The organism is Bradyrhizobium sp. Ec3.3, from assembly GCF_000472925.1.
Taxonomy (GTDB): domain Bacteria; phylum Pseudomonadota; class Alphaproteobacteria; order Rhizobiales; family Xanthobacteraceae; genus Bradyrhizobium.
In genome coordinates this window covers 190,246-207,361 of record NZ_AXAS01000012.1, presented here as the reverse complement: position 1 = coordinate 207,361, position 17,116 = coordinate 190,246, and the positions used below count along the sequence as shown (strand labels likewise).

Genomic DNA, 17,116 nt, shown 5'->3' with positions numbered 1-17,116 from the left:
TCATCCTTCGGCCGCCGTCTCAGCGGTGCCCATACTGCCGAAAACAAATCCTTGAAAAACACTGGCGCAAATAGATTCTGCCAAAGTAGTGCTAGCCCTTCGGCGACGCTTCCTCCGGCGCCATCGCCGCCCACGCGCTGGATGCGAACTGCCGCCGCCACGTCACGATGACGACCGCCGCCGTGGTCACGAACAGCACCCAGGGGCTGACGAACCAGCCGAGATAGCCGAGCGCGAAGAAGAAGGCGCGCTGGCCGCGGTTGAAGTGACGGCCGGCCGATTCGAACAGGCGGGAGGTGCGGATGACGTGGGCTTCGGCTTCCGGTGTGCCGCGCTGGGAGGCCGGCGGCATGCCGCCGAACAGGATCGCGACATAGTTGAACAGGCGATAGGCCCAGGCGAACTTGAAGAAGGCGTAGACGCAGATCAGGACGAGGCCGACGCACTTCAGCTCCCACAGCGCGGGCGAGGGGCTGAGATCGACCGGCAGCTTTGAGAGGATGACGAGTGCATCGTTGGTCGCATGCAGCAGCGCCAGCGCGCCGCCGAGCGCGATGAGGCTGGTGGAGGCAAAGAAGGCGGTGCCGTTCTGGAGCGAGGCCATGATCTGCATGTCGACCATGCGCGCCTCGCGGTCGAGCAGCCGGCGCACCCAGACCTCGCGGTAGCGGTTCATGCGCGCCGACAGGCTGTCGCGGCCATAGGCCGAGTGCTCCAGCGTGGCGGCGTAGACCAGCCATTCCAGCACGAAAAAGCCGACCGCTGCCATGTCGACCCAGTATCCGCTCATTGTGATCCTCTCGTTGCCGCGCAGGATTGCCATGCATGTTCCGTCGCGGCAACGATTGATTGCGTGCACGCGATGGCGTTAAAAGCAGCGGCTTGATGGACCAGCATTTGAGAAGGACCAGTCACATGGCGCTGAAGCTCGCGATCGGCAACAAGAACTACTCGTCATGGTCGATGCGGCCATGGCTCGCGCTGCGCGCCAACGACATCCCGTTCGAGGAGGTCGTGATCCCGCTCTACACCGACAATCCCGCAGACAAGCAGCGCATCATCTCGTTCAGCCGCGCCGGCAAGGTGCCGGTGTTGGTCGATGGCGACGTCACGGTGTGGGATTCGCTCAGCATCATCGAATACATCGCCGAGCGCTTTCCGGAGAAGAAGCTGTGGCCCGATGACGCCGCGGCGCGCGCACATGCCCGTTCAGTGTGCGCCGAGATGCATTCCGGCTTCATGGCGCTGCGCAGCGAATGCGGCATGAACCTGCATCGTCCGGTGCGTCCCGTGACACTGTCGGCGGATGCGCAGGCCAACGTCGCCCGCGTGCAGGAGATCTGGCAGCAGTGCCGCGAGCGCTATGGCGCGGGCGGGCCCTACCTGTTCGGCCGCTTCGGCGCGGCGGATGCGATGTATGCGCCGGTGGTACACCGCTTCCGCACCTATGCGATCGAGGTCACGCCGCAGACGCGCGCCTATATGGACACCATGCTGGCGCAGCCGGCATTCCAGGAATGGACGCGCGACGGGCTCGCCGAAACGCTGGTCATCGAGAAGTTCGAAACCGCGTAGGCGAGGCGGGGCCGGGCGCAGACAGGAATGTGATTGGGCGCAGCTTGACGGCCGACCGGCGGGCGGCGCTCAATCGACGAAGGCAACGCGCATCAGGCGCAAGGGGAGACGGCCCATGGGAATCTTCGACGCGCTGGAAAACAACCCCGCGTTCCGCAGCGCGCTCGGCCAGCTTGGCGCAGCGGTGTTGCCGGCCGTGCTCAACGAGGTGCTCGGCAGCAACAACCAGGGCGGCCTGGGTGCCATCGTCGCCAAGCTCGAGCAGGCGGGCTTCGCCGATCAGGTCAAGTCGTGGCTCGGCAACGGCCAGAACCTGCCGATCTCGGCCGACCAGCTCCGCCGGGTGCTCGGCAACGACACGGTCAGGCAGCTTGCCGCGCGCTACAACATCCCGGTCGACCAGCTCAGCCAGATCCTGGCCCAGGAGCTGCCCAAGGCTGTGGATAATGCGAGCCCCGACGGAAAGCTGCCCCAGGGCTCGTGAGGTCGGCCCGTAGTTCTACGGTTCCGGGGTCTCATTGGTGGGCCCATGTGCCCGCTATCGTGCTGAAAATATTACAAAAATCACACATTTGCTATAGTGGCATAGCGCTGGCCAAGAAGGCCGGCCGCGTGCTATACACCGCGCCGGGCTTCCGGCCGGCCGCCGCAGCGGGACACGTGGGCGCGGCAGGCGTTGTTTGAGTGATGGAGAGGGTGTTGAAGCACAAATTCCCCGTGGGCGCGCGCGTCCTTTTCACGGCCAGCAATATCGCGCGCCCGGCCGCCAGCGGTACCTACGAGGTCATCCGCCTGCTGCCGACCGAGGGCGACGATTGTCAGTATCGGATCAAGAGCTCGACCGAAGCCTTCGAACGGGTTGCCAAGGAAAGCCAGCTCGCCCTGTCCTGATGCTACGCAAGGGTGGGATGACGAATTGGATGTTGTCCCGCCGTCAAAAGGTCCGGTTCAAGTCAACATGGTGAGAGGGCTGCTGTCGCTTCGCGGGCAGTTACCATCACTGAATTTGATCTCGGCTCGCGTGAGGGGACGTCGCGCATGAACTGGGCATGGGCCAATTCGCTCGACGACATCTGGCGCTCGCCGGGCTTTCCGATGTGGCTGACGCTGGCGGCCGCCGGCTTCTTCAGCCTGATCCTGCTGATCACGTTGCTGCGCGCCGAGCGATCGGTCGCCAACGGGGCGCTGACCGTGATCACGCTGCTCGCGATCGGCATCGCGGGCGCTGCCACCATTCGCGCCTATGGACCGAGCGGCAGGGAAGCACCCGCGAACGAAACCCGCGCGAGGCCCGTGACGACCGCCGCGCTGCCCGCACTGTCCTGCATCGACGATCTGGCCGGCGACACCGTTCTGGCGGCCTGCGAGAAGGCGCTGTTCGGATCGCCTGAAGCGACCGCCGCCGCCGTCTCCTACACCGCGGCCCAGATCAGCCGTCTCACCGCGCTCGGCGATGTCGCTGCCGCCGGCAAGAACCCGCCCCCGGAACTCAAGGCGTTGCGACGGGCGATCGAGCACGACCGCTACGGCCTCGTCGCCCAGGTGCTGGTCGCCCGCGACGGCTGCACGCAATTCGATTGCGCCGTGTTCCGTTCGCTGACGGACCAGCAACAGATCGCCTCCAATATGGACGCCCATCTCTATGAGGGGCTGGTCGCGCGCTACGCATCGAACTGGAACACGCCGGTGGCGGCGATGCCGGGTGCCGTCGCCGCGCTGCCGCCTTCAATGCCGACCGGCAAGCCGACCAACGCGGAGTTCCCGAGCGCCGCATCGACGCCGGCGGTCAGCATCATGGCGCCGGAGCCGGCCACGCGGCCGGCGCCGCCGTCGGGAACTGCGGCCGCACCGCCTGCGCGCGCGCCGGCGGCCACCGCGGCCCAGGCCTCCGCGCCGCCACCTGCGAAGAAGCAGCCTGCGCCGAAGGCCGCGCGCGCACCTGCGTCTGCGCCGGTTCAGATTGCGCCGGCGGCTCAGTCCGAGCAGGCTCCGGCTCCCGCGGCTGCGGATAACAATTAGTTCGGCTTTCAAAGGCGCGGCCGGCCCGCTAATGCTGGGGCATGCCACTCCACCTGATCAAGCTCGCCGTCGGCTGCGACTCCGTCAAGGAATTGAAGGAGTGGATCGCCGAACGGATGCAGGCCGCCAAGAAGAAGGGCCTGCCGCAACACCACGTCCACGTCACCCGCATGGTGCCCAAGCGCGGTGACGAGATCCTCGCGGGCGGATCGCTCTACTGGGTGATCAAGGGCGAGATCGCCGCACGCGAAAAGATCATCGGCATCGAGCCGTTCCGCGACAAGGACGGCATCGGGCGCTGCCGCATCGTGATGCAGCCCAAGGTGATCTCCGTGTCGCCGCGGCCGATGCGGCCGTTCCAGGGCTGGCGCTATCTGACGGAAGATGCCGTGCCGCCCGATCTCGGCAAGGCCGCCGCCGGCACCATCGCGGCGATGCCCGAGCCGATGCGGCGCGAGTTGCGCGATCTCGGATTGCTCTGAACCGCCGCTACGGCGGCGTGACGAGGTGCAGCCGCGCCCAGTCGGTTGACGGCATCTCGATCCGGCGCCCGCCTTCGCCAAGACTGTCCACGATGTCGATCAGCTCCGGCTCGACGCCCATGTCGTGCAGGTATCGGCGGTAGTGCTCGCCAAAATGCGCCGTCAGGCTCTCGCGCTGCTCGGCCGAGACGTTGGGCGCGACGCGGTTGCGGATGAAGCGACCCGACAGCACCACCTTCGCGCCCTGCGGCAGGCTGCGATGCACGCCGCCGGCGAGCACGAGCAGGCAGGTGAAGTCGCAGGCCGGGTCCGGCACCATCACCTTGGCGTCGAGCGGTCCGCCCGGACGCTTTAGCGCAAAGCATTCGGCCTCCGGCTTGCCGGCGCAGGCTTCGACCTCGGTTGCACCGGCGGTGGCGTCAAGGCCGCGGTCGCGCAGGATGCGGCCGAGACTGGTCGCGACATTGAGGTCGGACTCGCCCCAGCTATGGATGACGAGCGGCAGCTTGCGCCCCTGCTGGCGGTCGAGGATCGCGATCAGCCGCTTGTAGCTGTCCCACTGCACGGTGCCCTCGGCAGCGATCCAGTCCGAGCAGCCCGGTCCGCAGGCGCCGGCCGCACCATGGGCGACATAGAAGATCATGGCGTTGGGCGGCGAGCCGAACACGCCGATCGGCGGCCGCTGCTGCGCTTGTGCGGCGCCGCTGGCGGCGAGCGCCAGCACACAGCTCGCGATGATCGTGCGGATGGATGACATGCCCCTGCCGGTCGGCTTTCCGTACTCGCGCCGATCATCCATGCGGGCGAGGGACCACGCAAGCGCAACCTGGGCGTCCTACACCGCGATATTGTCGATCAGGCGGGTGGTGCCGAGCCGGGCCGCCACCAGGATGCGCAGCGGCCCGTCCTTGCGCGAGGTGACCGGCGCCAGCGTCTCGGCATGGCGGGCTTCAAAATAGTCGAGCGCAAAGCCGGCCTTTTCGATCATCCGGGCGCCATCGGCCATCACCGGCCCGATCGCTTCGCCGGCGCGGATCCGCCCGGCGCTCTCCTTCATGGCGCGATAGAGGGTTGCGGCGCGCTGGCGCTCCTCGGCCGACAGATAGACGTTGCGCGAGGACATCGCGAGCCCGTCGCGCTCGCGCACCGTGCGCGAGCCAACCACCTTGATGCCGAGGTCGAGATCCCCGGCCATCTGCGTCACCACCCGCAACTGCTGAAAGTCCTTCTCGCCGAAGATCGCGACATCCGGGCGGCATTGCGTGAACAGCTTGCCGACGACGGTGGCGACGCCGCCGAAGAAATGCGGCCGGAAGCGGTCCTCGAGCCCGGCGAGCGCCGGTCCCTCCGGCACGATGCGGGTTGCAAAGCCATCCGGATACATCGCCTCGACCGTGGGGTGCCAGACGAGGTCGACGTCCTCCGCCGCAAGTTTCGCGATATCGGCGTTCCAGGTGCGCGGGTAGGCGCCGAAATCCTCGGTCGGCGCGAACTGCGTGGGATTGACGAAGATCGAGACGACGACCCGGCTCGCGCGTCGCCTGGCGAGGCGCACCAGCGACATATGCCCGTCATGGAGCGCACCCATCGTCGGCACCAGCGCGACCGTGGCCTTCCGCTTGCGAAGAGCATCGAGGCTGCGCCGCAGGGCAGGGACCGTGCGGGCGATCAGGGGGCTTCGTGGCATCTGGACTCTAGGCTCTGGAGATGCGGCTGATGCGGCGTTCCGCGGGCAGGGGCTAACCTTAACAAGCGGCACGGGTAGACGCCATGCACCTGCTGGAGTCAGAGAATGTTTCGCGTGAGCAACAATGTGGGCTCGACCAGAGACGCGAAACACGCGCGCGATTCATGCTTAAGAACGGCGCGTCGCGATTTGCATTTCCTGTCACGCATTTCACTTGACCGCAGACGCGGTCAACTTGAAGATAATTATTCGGGGCGTCGAGGATTCCTACATGCTTGTGCAGGCTAGCCAAGGCCAATTGGGCTCGGCGCACGTTGTCGTGCTCGGCAATGAGAAGGGTGGCTCCGGGAAATCCACCACTGCCCTGCATATCGCGGTCGCGTTGCTCAAGGCCGGCCAGCGCGTCGCCACCATCGACCTCGACTGCCGCCAGCAGAGCTTTACCCGCTACATCAACAACCGTTCCGCCTGGGCGCGCCGCACCGGCCTCGCCCTCGAGTTGCCGGTGCATCGCTGCATCAAGCTCGGGGAGACCATGCAGATCGCCGACAACGAGAACTCCGAGTTCCTGCAGTTCATGGAGGCGGTCTCGGCGGTCGAGAGCGACTTCGATTTCATCGTCATCGATACGCCAGGCACCGACAGCTACCTGATGCGGCTCGCGCATTCGATGGCGGACACGCTGGTCACCCCGATCAACGACAGCTTCCTCGACTTCGACGTGCTCGGCACCGTCGATCCCGCCAACTATGCGGTGACCGGCGAGAGTCATTATGCCGAGATGGTCCGCGACAGCCGCCGCAAGCGCCGCCAGCTCGACGGTTCGACTACCGACTGGATCGTCGTGCGCAACCGCCTGTCGATGCTGGGCTCACGCAACAAGCAGCTCGTCGCCGACGGGTTGAAGGAATTGTCGCTGCGGCTCGGTTTCCGCTATGTCGACGGCTTTGCCGAGCGTGTCGTCTACCGCGAATTTTTCCCGCGTGGCCTGACAGCCCTCGACGATATCGACGAAGCAACCCTCGGCATGCGGCCCAATCTCGGCCACGTCACCGCCCGCGAGGAGGTGACGAGCCTGCTCCGCCAGCTCAAGCTGCCGCTCGACGAGCGCGGACGACGCCGCGCCGCCAACCGCGCCGAATGGTTCAGCCAGGTCGACAAGCCGCTCGAGCTTCACGACATCCTCGGCGCCTGACCAGGCGCGGTACGCTGCTACTTCCACTCAAGATTTTTCGATCGAGCCGCCGGTTCCACGGGAACCGGGCGGGGCAATTGCGATTGAACCCTGCGCAGACAGGTTGCGTCTGAAGGACAATTGTACCTAACGTAGTGGTCCTGGAATACCGTGCCCACAAAACGAGTGCAGCGCACAATGAAAGGGCTGCCGGTTCACAATTTTTGGTCTTCCCGTCACGACGCTGTGACATATATTAAGGAATAACCGACAAGGGGCCCAAGAGCCTTCAAGCAACACGATTTCAATTGGGATTTCAGGCCAGAAAAGCCTGAGGCTGAGGACGAAAATGAAGCGTGGAATTGCCGTACTGGTTTCGGTCACTGCCCTTGCGGGCATCGCCTATTTCACGGCGAACAAGTGGGCCATCAAGCACGAGACCATCACCTTCTACGATGCCTCGCGCGACAACCGTCCGGTGCCGGTTGATATCGCTGTTCGTCGCGATCGCGAGATGCAGGCGAACGCTGGCTTGATCACGCTGCCGGTCGCAGTCCTCAATCACGGCAACACCGTCAAGAACACCGAGTACGGCTTCCTCTCCACCGTCTTCGCGATGCGCGGCTATCTCGTGATGAGCCCGCAGCATGACCTGCCGACCGATCCGCCCATGGTGACCAAGCCGGGCGAACTCTATGTCGGCCGCCTGCCGCAGATCCTGCGCGGCGTGGCCAACATCCATCTGGCGCTGCATGACATGAAGGCCGTCCAGCCCAATGCCGACTACGCCAGGGTGACGATGGTCGGCCATTCCATGGGCGGCGACATCTCGATGTATTTCGCCAAGCAGTATCCGGACGAGGTCAAGAAGGTCGTGACCCTCGATAACCTGCGCGTTCCGTTCGTCACTGCCGGCAAGTTCAAGATCCTGTCGTTCCGCTCGAAGGATCCGCAGTTCAAGACCGATCCCGGTGTGCTCCCGACCGACGAGGAGTGCGAGAAGGCGGGCATCACCGTCGTGAAGACGGACTTCCAGCACAACGATATGCGCGACACCGGTCCGGATGACGCGAAGAACTCGATCCAGGGCATGCTCGACAAGTTCCTGGCCGACACCGACAGCGAAGTGGCGCCCGTCGATACCCTCAGCGCGCCGCCCAAGGTGCTCGAGCCCGGTCCGGTCGCCTTGATGAAGCCCGCCAAGAGCTGACGTTTTTCCGTCGACCTCCGAATTTTTGACCTGCCAGGCCTCCGCTGCTGACCGCCGCGGAGGCCTTTGCACATTGACCGATCACGGTGCGCTCGCCAAATATTGGCCGTGTAGTCCAGCGTGAGAGCAGGATGTCCGGCGAACCGACCAAACCACGCAGCGGCGATGCCGTGTCGGCGCGGGCCGAGAAAGACGGCAAGTTGCCGCAGGCCAAGACCTCCACCAGCGACGACATCGCGGCCTTCGTCGCCAAGGCGCGCGCGATGTCGCCCCATGCGCCGGGCGCGAAGGGCCGGTTGATTTTCGCGCTCGACGCCACGATGAGCCGGCAGCCGACCTGGGACATGGCCTGTGCGCTCCAGGCCGACATGTTCCGCGAGGCGGCGGCGCTCGGCAGCCTCGATATCCGGCTGGTCTACTACCGCGGCTTCAACGAGTGCCGTGCGACGGGATGGATCTCCGACAGCACCAGGCTCGCGAGCCTGATGAGCAAGATCGATTGCCGCGGCGGCGACACCCAGATCGGCAGGGTGCTTTCGGAGGCGCGGCGCGAAGCGGCATCCTCCGGCGTGCGCGCGGTGGTTTTCGTCGGCGACGCCATGGAGGAGCAGGTCGACGAACTCTGTGCCAAGGCGGGCGAACTCGGCATGCTCAAGGTCCCGGTCTTCATGTTTCAGGAAGGCCATGATGCGACGGCCGAGCAGGCCTTTCGCGAGATCGCACGGCTGACCGGCGGGGCCTGGTGCAGGTTCGATCCGGGCGCCGCGGCGCAACTGCGCGAACTCCTGCGCGCGGCAGCCGCCTACGCCGCCGGTGGCCGCGAGGCGCTGCTCAGGCTGGCCAAGACGACAAGCGGCGCGGCCAAGCTGATCGGGCAGATGAAGTGAGGCGCTGGCCGTCCACAACGAAGTCCGGCCGCATGATTTTTGCGAGCGAGGCGACTATATTGCGCTCATGCCGACCCTGATCGCAGGCGCTGTCGCCGTCGTTACACTTTACCTGCTGCTGCAGATGTTCCGTTCCGCCAATCCGGCGGTGCTCGCGCGCGCCATCAAGGTCGGCGGCGGGGTCGTGGCGCTGGCGGTCGCGGCCTTCACGGGGCTGCGGGGCGAATTGGCGGTCGCGATCCCGCTCGGCATCTTCGGTGCCGGCCTGCTCGGCTGGACGCCGCTCGCGAACTCCAGCTTCGGCAATATCGGCGGGCTGTTCGGTGGCGCGACGCGCTCGCCCGGGCAGACCTCGCGCGTTCGCTCGCAATTTCTGGACATGCGGCTGGACCACGAGTCCGGCCAGCTTGCAGGCGAGATCGTCGCCGGGCCTTACGCCGGGCGTTCGCTCGACGAGTTCGATCTCGCCGCGCTGCTTGCGATGTGCCCCGCCTTCGATGCCGAGAGCGTCGCGTTACTTGAAAGCTATCTGGACCGCCGGTTTCCCGCCTGGCGTCAGAACGCGCAAGGAGATGCGGCAGGGCGGCAGAGCCGCGCGGCGCCGAGCGGCAAAATGACGGCGGAGGAGGCCTATCAGATCCTTGGCCTGCAGCCGGGAGCGGGGCGCGACGAGATCGGACGGGCCCACAAGACCCTGATGAAGAAACTGCATCCCGACCAGGGGGGCTCGACGTATCTCGCTGCCCGGGTAAACGAGGCCAAGGATACTCTGCTTCGCACGCATAACAGCTAACTCCGGCAACCAACGCTACAAACGCCCGTACCGCGTCAGCTCCGTATTGCTCTGTCTGCCGTCGCCCCGATGCCCGCCATTATCGGCGTGGTCGATCCCTTGAGCAAAATCTTAACCGTAAATCGTTGACGAGAGGTTGTTGCGAGACGGTCTTCGTGCCTGCCTGAAACGATAATGCCCGCGCATGAGGCGCGGGCATCGGACCGGATCGATTTGCTCGCCGTCAGTTGCGGACGGTGATGCAGGAGATTTCGGCCCGCTTCAGCGTGCGGCAGACGGCTTCCGCCTGATCGCGCTCCAGGCCGGCAAAGCGGGCGCGGAACAGCTTGCGATTGTCCTTGGCGACGACCTCGGTGAAGGGATCGGCCTTGCTGAGCAGGCCGCGGGCCGAACTGCGGGCGGCTTCGATGCGCTGCTGCGCCTCGTTCTCGCTCTCCAGCGCTCCGACCTGAACGATCCAGCCGCTGTGCGTGACCGGCCTGGTCGTTGCGCTCGTCTGGATCGGCTGCGGGGCCGGCTCGACCGAGGCGAGTTTTGCGGCAGGTGCGGGCGCGGACGCCGCAGCGCCGGAAGCCGGCAGGACACCGAGGATGCCGTTGCCGGTACCAAAGCCCGGCGGCTGCGGCGGCAGGTCGCTGCGGACCGCTTCAGGCTTGGCGATGACGTCCGGCTTGTTGACGATGTCGGCCTTGGCGACGACGGCGCCGGAGGTTTCCGCGACTTCGGCGCGCGCGGTGGAGATCGTGTTGGTGATCGGCGGGGCCGGTTGCGACGGGGCGGCGGACGCGACCTTCACGGCGCCGGCCTTGACCTGGACCGTCTTCACCTTGACCGGCTTCATCGGCTCGGACGAGCCCGGAATGATCGAGAGCGGCTGGCTCGAGATCACGCCATTGGTCAGCGGCGCGGGTTCGACCTTGGATTCGACTGCCTTGGGCTCCGGCTTGGCGGCCGGCGGCATCGCCGCGGTGGCGGCGGCAAGCGTGGCGAGGCGCGAGGCGGGCCGTGGCGCGGGCGCTTCGGGAGCGGGGGCGGAGGCCTGGACCTGCGGTGCCGCTCGCGCCGGTGTGTCGGAGGCGTCGGCGACGTCGGTGCTGGTGTCGGCGCCATTGCGCTCGGTGATGGCGGCCACGGTGCGGCTGCCCGCGCCCTTCTCGAGGTTCTCCGCGAGCAGGTTGCGCATGATGGCGTCGCGCGAGCCGCCGCTGCGGCCGCCCAGGACCACACCGACCAGGAAGCGGTTGCCGCGGTGAATCGAGCTCACGAGATTGAAGCCGGAGGCGCGGGTGTAGCCGGTCTTGATGCCGTCGACGCCCTCGACGCTGCCGAGCAGGTGATTGTGGCCCGTGATCGTCCGGCCACGGAAATTGAAGGCCGTGGTCGAGAAGTAGCGGTAGTAGCGTGGGAAGCGATCCTGGATCGCACGGCCAAGGGTGGCCTGGTCGCGCGCCGTCGTGTTCTGTTCGTCGTTGGGCAAGCCCGAGGCGTTGCGATAGACCGTCCTGGACATGCCGAGCGCGCGCGCCTTGCGCGTCATCATGCTGGCAAAATCGTCTTCGGTGCCGCCGATATATTCGGCGATGACGACTGCGGCGTCGTTGGCGGAACGGGTGACGAGGCCCTTGATCGCGTCCTCGACCCGGATGGTCTGGCCGGGGCGCAGGCCCAGCTTGGTGGGATCCTGATCGGCGGCGTGTTCGGACACCGGCATCTCGGTGTCGAGCTTGACCTTGCCGGACTCCAGACGCTCGAACAGCAGATAGAGCGTCATGATCTTGGTGAGCGAAGCGGGGTGACGAATTCCGTCGGGGCTCGTCGCTTGCAGCGTCGCGCCGGAATTGCCGTCGACGATGATCGAGGCGAATTGCGGGCTGTAGCTCTCGCCTGAGTCGCGATGCACGCGATGATGCGCATAGTGCCGGCCGCGGTGGCGGCGCGCTTCGGCAGCATCGCTGGTGAAGATGACCGCGGTGGTGACTGTAAGAAGCCCGAAGACTCCAGCCCGCGCCAAGCGCGAGGAAGACCAGTTCTTACGAAGCATGAAACCCCGTCCCCGTTTCTGACTTGATCACCGGCTCGTGAGGCAAAATTGTGCCCTCCAGATCCGGGACCATGACCTGCTTGAACCGCCAATCCGCCAGCGCTCATCGCCGGCAATCGAAGCTCAAGCCGCTGTTCTGGCTAAGGCGATGTTCGCAAACGGCTTTTGACCGCCTGTCGGAAGCTGAACACGTCCAGGGAATCAGGGTAGGGGCGCCCGGTTTCCAAAAGCTTAAGGAACCCTTGCGTAGATAGCCCGGAATCACTTCAAGTTGCATGTATTATTGTGCGTCGCACAAATATTCTTGACTTTTTTGTGCGTTGCACTAATTATGGGCAGCGTCAGGTGGCCCCAAGGAGAAATCCAAGGCTTGAGATATCCAAGGCTTGAAAAATCTAAGGCTTCCGGACGAGAGCCAGGGAAAAAAGGATTCCATGATGTTCAAGGTTGAAGACTTTCAGAACTACGGGAAAGAGCAGTTCGAGCAGTGCGTGGCCTCTGCGAGTTCGGTGCAGCACGGCCTCCAGGCGATCGCCAGCGCCTATGGCGACTACACCAAGAAGTCGTTCGAGGACACCAAGTCCTTCGTTGAGAAGCTTTCCGGCGTGAAGTCGCTGGACAAGGCGCTGGAAGCGCAGACCGATTTCGCGCGCTCCGCCTACGAGACCTTCGTTGCGGAATCGCAGAAGATCGCCGGCCTCTACAACGACCTCGCCAAGCAGGCGTTCAAGCCGGTCGAGACCATCGTCTCGAAGTTCACCCCGGCCGCTCACTAACTCTTCGTCAAGTCTTGGAATCGGAAAAGCCCGGCTGGTTCAGCCGGGCTTTTTTCGTGGACGCGTTTGCGAGGGCTATTGCGAGCCCCCGAGCTTGCCGAGCGCAATGCCGATCGTGTCGAAGTCGTCACGATCCGGGTCGAGCTCGTCAGCATGAAGAACTTGTTCGAGCGGCTCGCGCGGTTCTGCAGATGGTGTCAAATCGTCGTCGACTGGATTGTCGAGACCGTCGAGCTGTTGCTTGCGCACGTTGGCTTGATGGTCGCTGCGGTTCGTGACAGCGCCGGCGAGGCTTCGTCGGTGAAGAGCGCGCAATTGAGTGGTTGGTTAATTCGACCGTAGAAGACCGGACGTGCCGGCCTGCGAACTGGTCGCCGCGGGTCGACGTCGGGTTCCTGGTTGAGGGCAGAGAAACCTGCCGATCGGATTTTTTTGTCAAACGGGTCCGGATTGATTAACCTTGGTCAGGATCGCCAGGGACCGGGAATCGGGACCGCCGTGCGGCCGCATCGCTCCAGCCTCTGCACGCTTGCGGCGGGCCGGGGGCGGGCCCATATTCACCGTTGCCGTTCCGGTGAGGACCGGACCGGTCGGGAGCGGCGATCGAACAAGACGGCTCGCCTATGCGAGGCTCCGATGGCGGGGCAGCGCGGCGGGCTGCCATACGTTTCCGTGGGGATTTTGAACGCCTGTGCCATGCCGCAACTAACTTCCAGCCTCGATCTGCCCGCGTCAGCCGTCGCCTATGCTCCCCGGATGAGCAATGACGAGAACCGTTCTAATGGTCCGTCCGGCCCGAGCACCTCGGTCATCACCAAGGTCAAGCCCAAGACCAAGCGGCCCAACCTGTACCGGGTGCTGATCCTGAACGACGACTACACGCCGATGGAGTTCGTGGTTCTCGTGCTGGAGAAGTTCTTCAACAAGGACATCGAGGCAGCGACCAAGATCATGCTGCATGTCCACCATCACGGCATCGGCGAATGCGGCGTCTTCACCTACGAGATCGCCGAGACCAAGGTCACACAGGTGATGGACTTTGCCCGCAAGCACCAGCACCCGCTGCAATGCGTGATGGAAAAGAAGTAGGCGCGTCCCGAGTTACTGCGTGTTCTGACATTCGTGTCACCCCGTTCGTCATCCTCACGGCCGCCATGGCCGGCGAACTACGGGGAGTAGGGGGACTGGCGCCAACCCTGCCCAAATAGGAACGGGTTTTGCATCGAAAATACCGCGCGTGAGTCCAGTGTCGCGGAACCGATCTTTTGCCGCGATCTTGTATAACTATATGTGACAAAGGTTGTTGTTGCCTGACCGGGCGATGGCGATCATGATGGTGGGGGCCACAGAGGACGCGAATGCCGACTTTTTCTCAAAGCCTTGAACAATCCCTGCATCGTGCACTGGCGATCGCAAATGAGCGTCATCACCAATACGCGACGCTCGAACATTTGCTGTTGTCGCTGATCGATGACTCCGACGCAGCAGCCGTGATGCGGGCCTGCAGTGTCGATCTCGACAAGCTGCGCACCAGTCTCGTCAACTATCTTGAGACCGAATTCGAAAATCTGGTGACGGATGGCGCCGACGACGCCAAGCCGACGGCCGGTTTCCAGCGCGTGATCCAGCGCGCGGTGATTCATGTGCAGTCATCCGGTCGCGAGGAAGTGACCGGTGCGAACGTTCTGATCGCGATCTTCGCCGAGCGCGAGAGTCACGCCGCGTATTTCCTGCAAGAGCAGGACATGACGCGCTACGACGCGGTCAACTACATCAGCCACGGCATCGCCAAGCGGCCGGGCGTCTCGGAAGCGCGCCCCGTTCGCGGCGTCGACGAGGAGACCGAGACCAAGGGCAACGAGGACTCCAAGAAAAAGGGCGAGGCGCTCGAGACCTACTGCGTCAACCTCAACAAGAAGGCGCGCGACGGCAAGATCGATCCGGTGATCGGTCGCAATTCCGAGATCAATCGCGCCATCCAGGTGCTATGCCGCAGGCAGAAGAACAACCCGCTGTTCGTGGGCGAGGCCGGTGTCGGCAAGACCGCGATCGCGGAAGGCCTTGCAAAGCGCATCGTCGACAGCGAGGTGCCGGAGGTTCTGGCGGCTGCAACCGTGTTCTCGCTCGACATGGGCACGCTGCTCGCGGGCACGCGCTATCGCGGCGACTTCGAGGAACGCCTGAAGCAGGTGCTGAAGGAGCTCGAGGCGCATCCCAACGCCATCCTGTTCATCGACGAGATTCACACCGTGATCGGTGCGGGTGCGACGTCGGGCGGCGCGATGGATGCGTCGAACCTGCTCAAGCCGGCGCTCGCCTCGGGCACCATCCGCTGCATGGGCTCGACCACCTACAAGGAATACCGCCAGCATTTCGAGAAGGACCGCGCATTGGTGCGGCGCTTCCAGAAGATCGACATCAACGAGCCGACTGTCGAGGACGCGATCGCGATCCTCAAGGGGCTGAAGCCGTACTTCGAGGATTACCACCGGCTGAAATACACCAACGAGGCCATTGAGGCCGCGGTGCAGCTCTCCTCGCGCTACATCCACGATCGCAAGCTGCCGGACAAGGCGATCGACGTGATCGACGAATCCGGTGCGGCGCAGATGCTGGTTGCCGAGAACAAGCGCAAGAAGACGATCGGCATCAAGGAGATCGAGACCACGATCGCCTCGATGGCGCGGATCCCGCCGAAGAGCGTGTCGAAGGACGATGCCGAGGTGCTCAAGCATCTCGAGCAGACCCTGAAGCGCGTCGTGTTCGGCCAGGACAAGGCGATCGAGTCGCTGTCCGCCTCGATCAAGCTGGCGCGTGCCGGCCTGCGCGAGCCGGAGAAGCCGATCGGTTGCTACCTGTTCTCTGGTCCGACCGGGGTCGGCAAGACCGAGGTCGCAAAGCAGCTTGCCTCCAGCCTCGGCGTCGAGCTGTTGCGCTTCGACATGTCCGAATACATGGAGCGGCACACCGTGTCGCGCCTGATCGGCGCGCCTCCGGGCTATGTCGGCTTCGACCAGGGCGGCCTGCTCACCGACGGCGTCGACCAGCATCCGCATTGCGTGGTGCTGCTGGACGAGATCGAGAAGGCGCACCCCGATCTCTACAACGTGCTGCTCCAGATCATGGACCATGGCCGGCTCACCGATCACAACGGCAAGCAGGTCAACTTCCGCAACGTGATCCTGATCATGACCACGAACGCCGGCGCGGCCGATCTCGCCAAGCAGGCCTTCGGCTTTACACGCTCCAAGCGGGAAGGCGACGACCACGAGGCGATCAACCGGCAGTTCGCGCCGGAATTCCGCAACCGCCTCGATGCCATCGTCTCCTTCGCTCATCTCAATGCCGACGTGATCGGCATGGTGGTGGAGAAGTTCGTGCTCCAGCTCGAGGCGCAACTCGGCGACCGCGACGTCACGATCGAGCTGTCCGAGGAAGCCAAAGCCTGGCTGATCAAGCACGGCTATGACGAGCAGATGGGTGCGCGGCCGATGGCCCGCGTGATCCAGGAGCACATCAAGAAGCCGCTCGCCGACGAGGTGTTGTTCGGCAAGCTCAAGGGCGGCGGCCATGTCCGCGTCGTCCTGGTCAAGGACGAGGCCGACGCCGAGAAGGACAAGATCGGCTTCGAGTTCGTCGAGGGCCCGGTCACGCCGAAGCAGGAGAAGCTGCCCGGCGCCCGCAAGCGCCCGCCGTCAGGCAAGTCCAAGCCGGGCGGTCCCGGCGGCCCCTCCAAGGGGCCGACCTCCAAGGGACCGCTGGTCAAGGTTTGATAGGGAGCGTCATGAACTGAAAAAAGGCCGGCTGTGAAGCCGGCCTTTTTGTCGATCTGCGGAGCAGGCTTATTAGGTGCCCGCCTCGGGTGCCCGCGGCGGGCGTGGCTTTCTCGCAGCTGGCGCCGGCGCCCGCGGCGGAGGAGCCTTCGGCTGCATCGTGACGATGACGGGATTGGGCTTGTGATCGGTCGCCGCGCCCGTGACCGCGTCGACGCCCATGCCCACGACACCTCCCAGCAGCAGATTGCCGGCGAAGCCGGCGGCTCCGGCCCCCGGTATGTCGCGTTGCAGCTGCACGACCTGCGACTCGTAGCCGGGCTTCTCGAAGGTAATGGAAATGTCGGCGTTGCGCTTGGCGACGACCGAGCATGGCGTGGTGCAGGTGGTCGGCACTTCAAGTCCGGAAACCACGGCCTCGACGCCAGATGGTGTTGATGAAATGGCGATATTTTCCGTCGTGCCGCGCGTCACCGACGCGCAGCCGCCCAGCATGACGCCGAGCGCCACAATTCCAAAGATACGCATGAAATGCCCCTAAATCCCCGCTGCAATCAAGCGCAACCAACGCGCGCGGGCAAGTGGCAGACACGCCAAATGGTTAAGCCACGCACAGGTTGTGCCGCGGACGCGCGGGGGGCGGCGCGCTAGTCCCCCTTCATTCGCTGCCGTCCTGAATCCGCGGGCGCTCCGCGCCAC

18 protein-coding genes are annotated in these 17,116 nt (G+C 64.8%); 12 read left to right on the top strand and 6 right to left on the bottom strand.

Annotated features, from left to right (window positions below; translation table 11 throughout):
- Nucleotides 1–91: 91 nt before the first annotated feature.
- On the bottom strand, nt 92–790 hold the full coding sequence (locus YUU_RS0114535) for a DUF599 domain-containing protein (protein ID WP_027523035.1): 699 nt from the start codon (nt 788–790) through the stop codon (nt 92–94).
- A 125-nt stretch (nt 791–915) separates the two neighbouring features.
- Here YUU_RS0114535 and YUU_RS0114530 point away from each other — a divergent pair, with 125 nt between their 5' ends.
- The 5 genes from YUU_RS0114530 (at nt 916) to YUU_RS0114510 (ending at nt 4,076) form a co-directional block, all read left to right on the top strand.
- A complete protein-coding gene (locus YUU_RS0114530) occupies nt 916–1,575 on the top strand; it encodes a glutathione S-transferase family protein (protein ID WP_027523034.1) in 660 nt (219 codons plus the stop codon).
- A gap of 115 nt (nt 1,576–1,690) precedes the next feature.
- Nucleotides 1,691–2,059, top strand: coding sequence for a YidB family protein (locus YUU_RS0114525; protein ID WP_027523033.1), 369 nt, complete (start codon nt 1,691–1,693; stop codon nt 2,057–2,059).
- Between the two features lie 203 nt (nt 2,060–2,262).
- The gene (locus YUU_RS0114520; protein WP_156944292.1) at nt 2,263–2,466 is read left to right on the top strand and encodes a hypothetical protein; all 204 of its coding nucleotides are present in this window, start codon (nt 2,263–2,265) and stop codon (nt 2,464–2,466) included.
- 147 nt (nt 2,467–2,613) lie between these two features.
- Entirely contained in the window at nt 2,614–3,594 is a 981-nt protein-coding gene (locus YUU_RS0114515) for a hypothetical protein (RefSeq protein ID WP_027523031.1), read from the top strand.
- A 41-nt stretch (nt 3,595–3,635) separates the two neighbouring features.
- Entirely contained in the window at nt 3,636–4,076 is a 441-nt protein-coding gene (locus YUU_RS0114510; RefSeq protein WP_027523030.1) for a DUF1489 family protein, read from the top strand.
- A gap of 7 nt (nt 4,077–4,083) precedes the next feature.
- On the opposite strand, the gene YUU_RS0114505 is transcribed toward YUU_RS0114510, so the two are convergent.
- Entirely contained in the window at nt 4,084–4,833 is a 750-nt protein-coding gene (locus YUU_RS0114505; protein WP_027523029.1) for a hypothetical protein, read from the bottom strand.
- A gap of 78 nt (nt 4,834–4,911) precedes the next feature.
- Entirely contained in the window at nt 4,912–5,763 is an 852-nt protein-coding gene (panC, locus tag YUU_RS0114500) for a pantoate--beta-alanine ligase (protein ID WP_027523028.1), read from the bottom strand.
- 271 nt (nt 5,764–6,034) lie between these two features.
- Between panC and YUU_RS0114495 the strand changes: the two genes are divergently transcribed.
- From YUU_RS0114495 to YUU_RS0114480, 4 genes are all read left to right on the top strand, one after another.
- Nucleotides 6,035–6,958, top strand: coding sequence for a division plane positioning ATPase MipZ (locus YUU_RS0114495; RefSeq protein ID WP_027523027.1), 924 nt, complete (start codon nt 6,035–6,037; stop codon nt 6,956–6,958).
- A gap of 328 nt (nt 6,959–7,286) precedes the next feature.
- Entirely contained in the window at nt 7,287–8,147 is an 861-nt protein-coding gene (locus YUU_RS0114490; RefSeq protein ID WP_027523026.1) for an alpha/beta fold hydrolase, read from the top strand.
- Nucleotides 8,148–8,278: 131 nt separating this feature from the next.
- Nucleotides 8,279–9,034 (top strand): hypothetical protein, encoded by a 756-nt coding sequence (locus tag YUU_RS0114485; protein WP_027523025.1) that lies wholly within the window; start codon nt 8,279–8,281, stop codon nt 9,032–9,034.
- 67 nt (nt 9,035–9,101) lie between these two features.
- The gene (locus tag YUU_RS0114480; RefSeq protein ID WP_027523024.1) at nt 9,102–9,827 is read left to right on the top strand and encodes a DnaJ domain-containing protein; all 726 of its coding nucleotides are present in this window, start codon (nt 9,102–9,104) and stop codon (nt 9,825–9,827) included.
- A gap of 223 nt (nt 9,828–10,050) precedes the next feature.
- Here the strand turns inward: YUU_RS0114480 and YUU_RS0114475 are convergent, their stop codons facing one another.
- On the bottom strand, nt 10,051–11,868 hold the full coding sequence (locus YUU_RS0114475; protein WP_027523023.1) for a D-alanyl-D-alanine carboxypeptidase: 1,818 nt from the start codon (nt 11,866–11,868) through the stop codon (nt 10,051–10,053).
- A gap of 437 nt (nt 11,869–12,305) precedes the next feature.
- Here YUU_RS0114475 and YUU_RS0114470 point away from each other — a divergent pair, with 437 nt between their 5' ends.
- Entirely contained in the window at nt 12,306–12,644 is a 339-nt protein-coding gene (locus YUU_RS0114470; RefSeq protein ID WP_027523022.1) for a phasin family protein, read from the top strand.
- A 75-nt stretch (nt 12,645–12,719) separates the two neighbouring features.
- Here YUU_RS0114470 and YUU_RS0114465 read toward each other — a convergent pair whose 3' ends face one another.
- Complete coding sequence (locus YUU_RS0114465; protein WP_156944288.1) at nt 12,720–12,893, bottom strand: hypothetical protein; 174 nt, start codon at nt 12,891–12,893, stop codon at nt 12,720–12,722.
- Nucleotides 12,894–13,400: 507 nt separating this feature from the next.
- Here YUU_RS0114465 and clpS point away from each other — a divergent pair.
- Entirely contained in the window at nt 13,401–13,733 is a 333-nt protein-coding gene (clpS, locus tag YUU_RS0114460) for an ATP-dependent Clp protease adapter ClpS (RefSeq protein ID WP_027523020.1), read from the top strand.
- A 269-nt stretch (nt 13,734–14,002) separates the two neighbouring features.
- A complete protein-coding gene (gene clpA / locus YUU_RS0114455) occupies nt 14,003–16,417 on the top strand; it encodes an ATP-dependent Clp protease ATP-binding subunit ClpA (RefSeq protein WP_027523019.1) in 2,415 nt (804 codons plus the stop codon).
- A gap of 72 nt (nt 16,418–16,489) precedes the next feature.
- Here the strand turns inward: clpA and YUU_RS0114450 are convergent, their stop codons facing one another.
- The gene (locus YUU_RS0114450; RefSeq protein WP_027523018.1) at nt 16,490–16,945 is read right to left on the bottom strand and encodes a PEGA domain-containing protein; all 456 of its coding nucleotides are present in this window, start codon (nt 16,943–16,945) and stop codon (nt 16,490–16,492) included.
- Between the last annotated feature and the right edge of the window lie 171 nt (nt 16,946–17,116).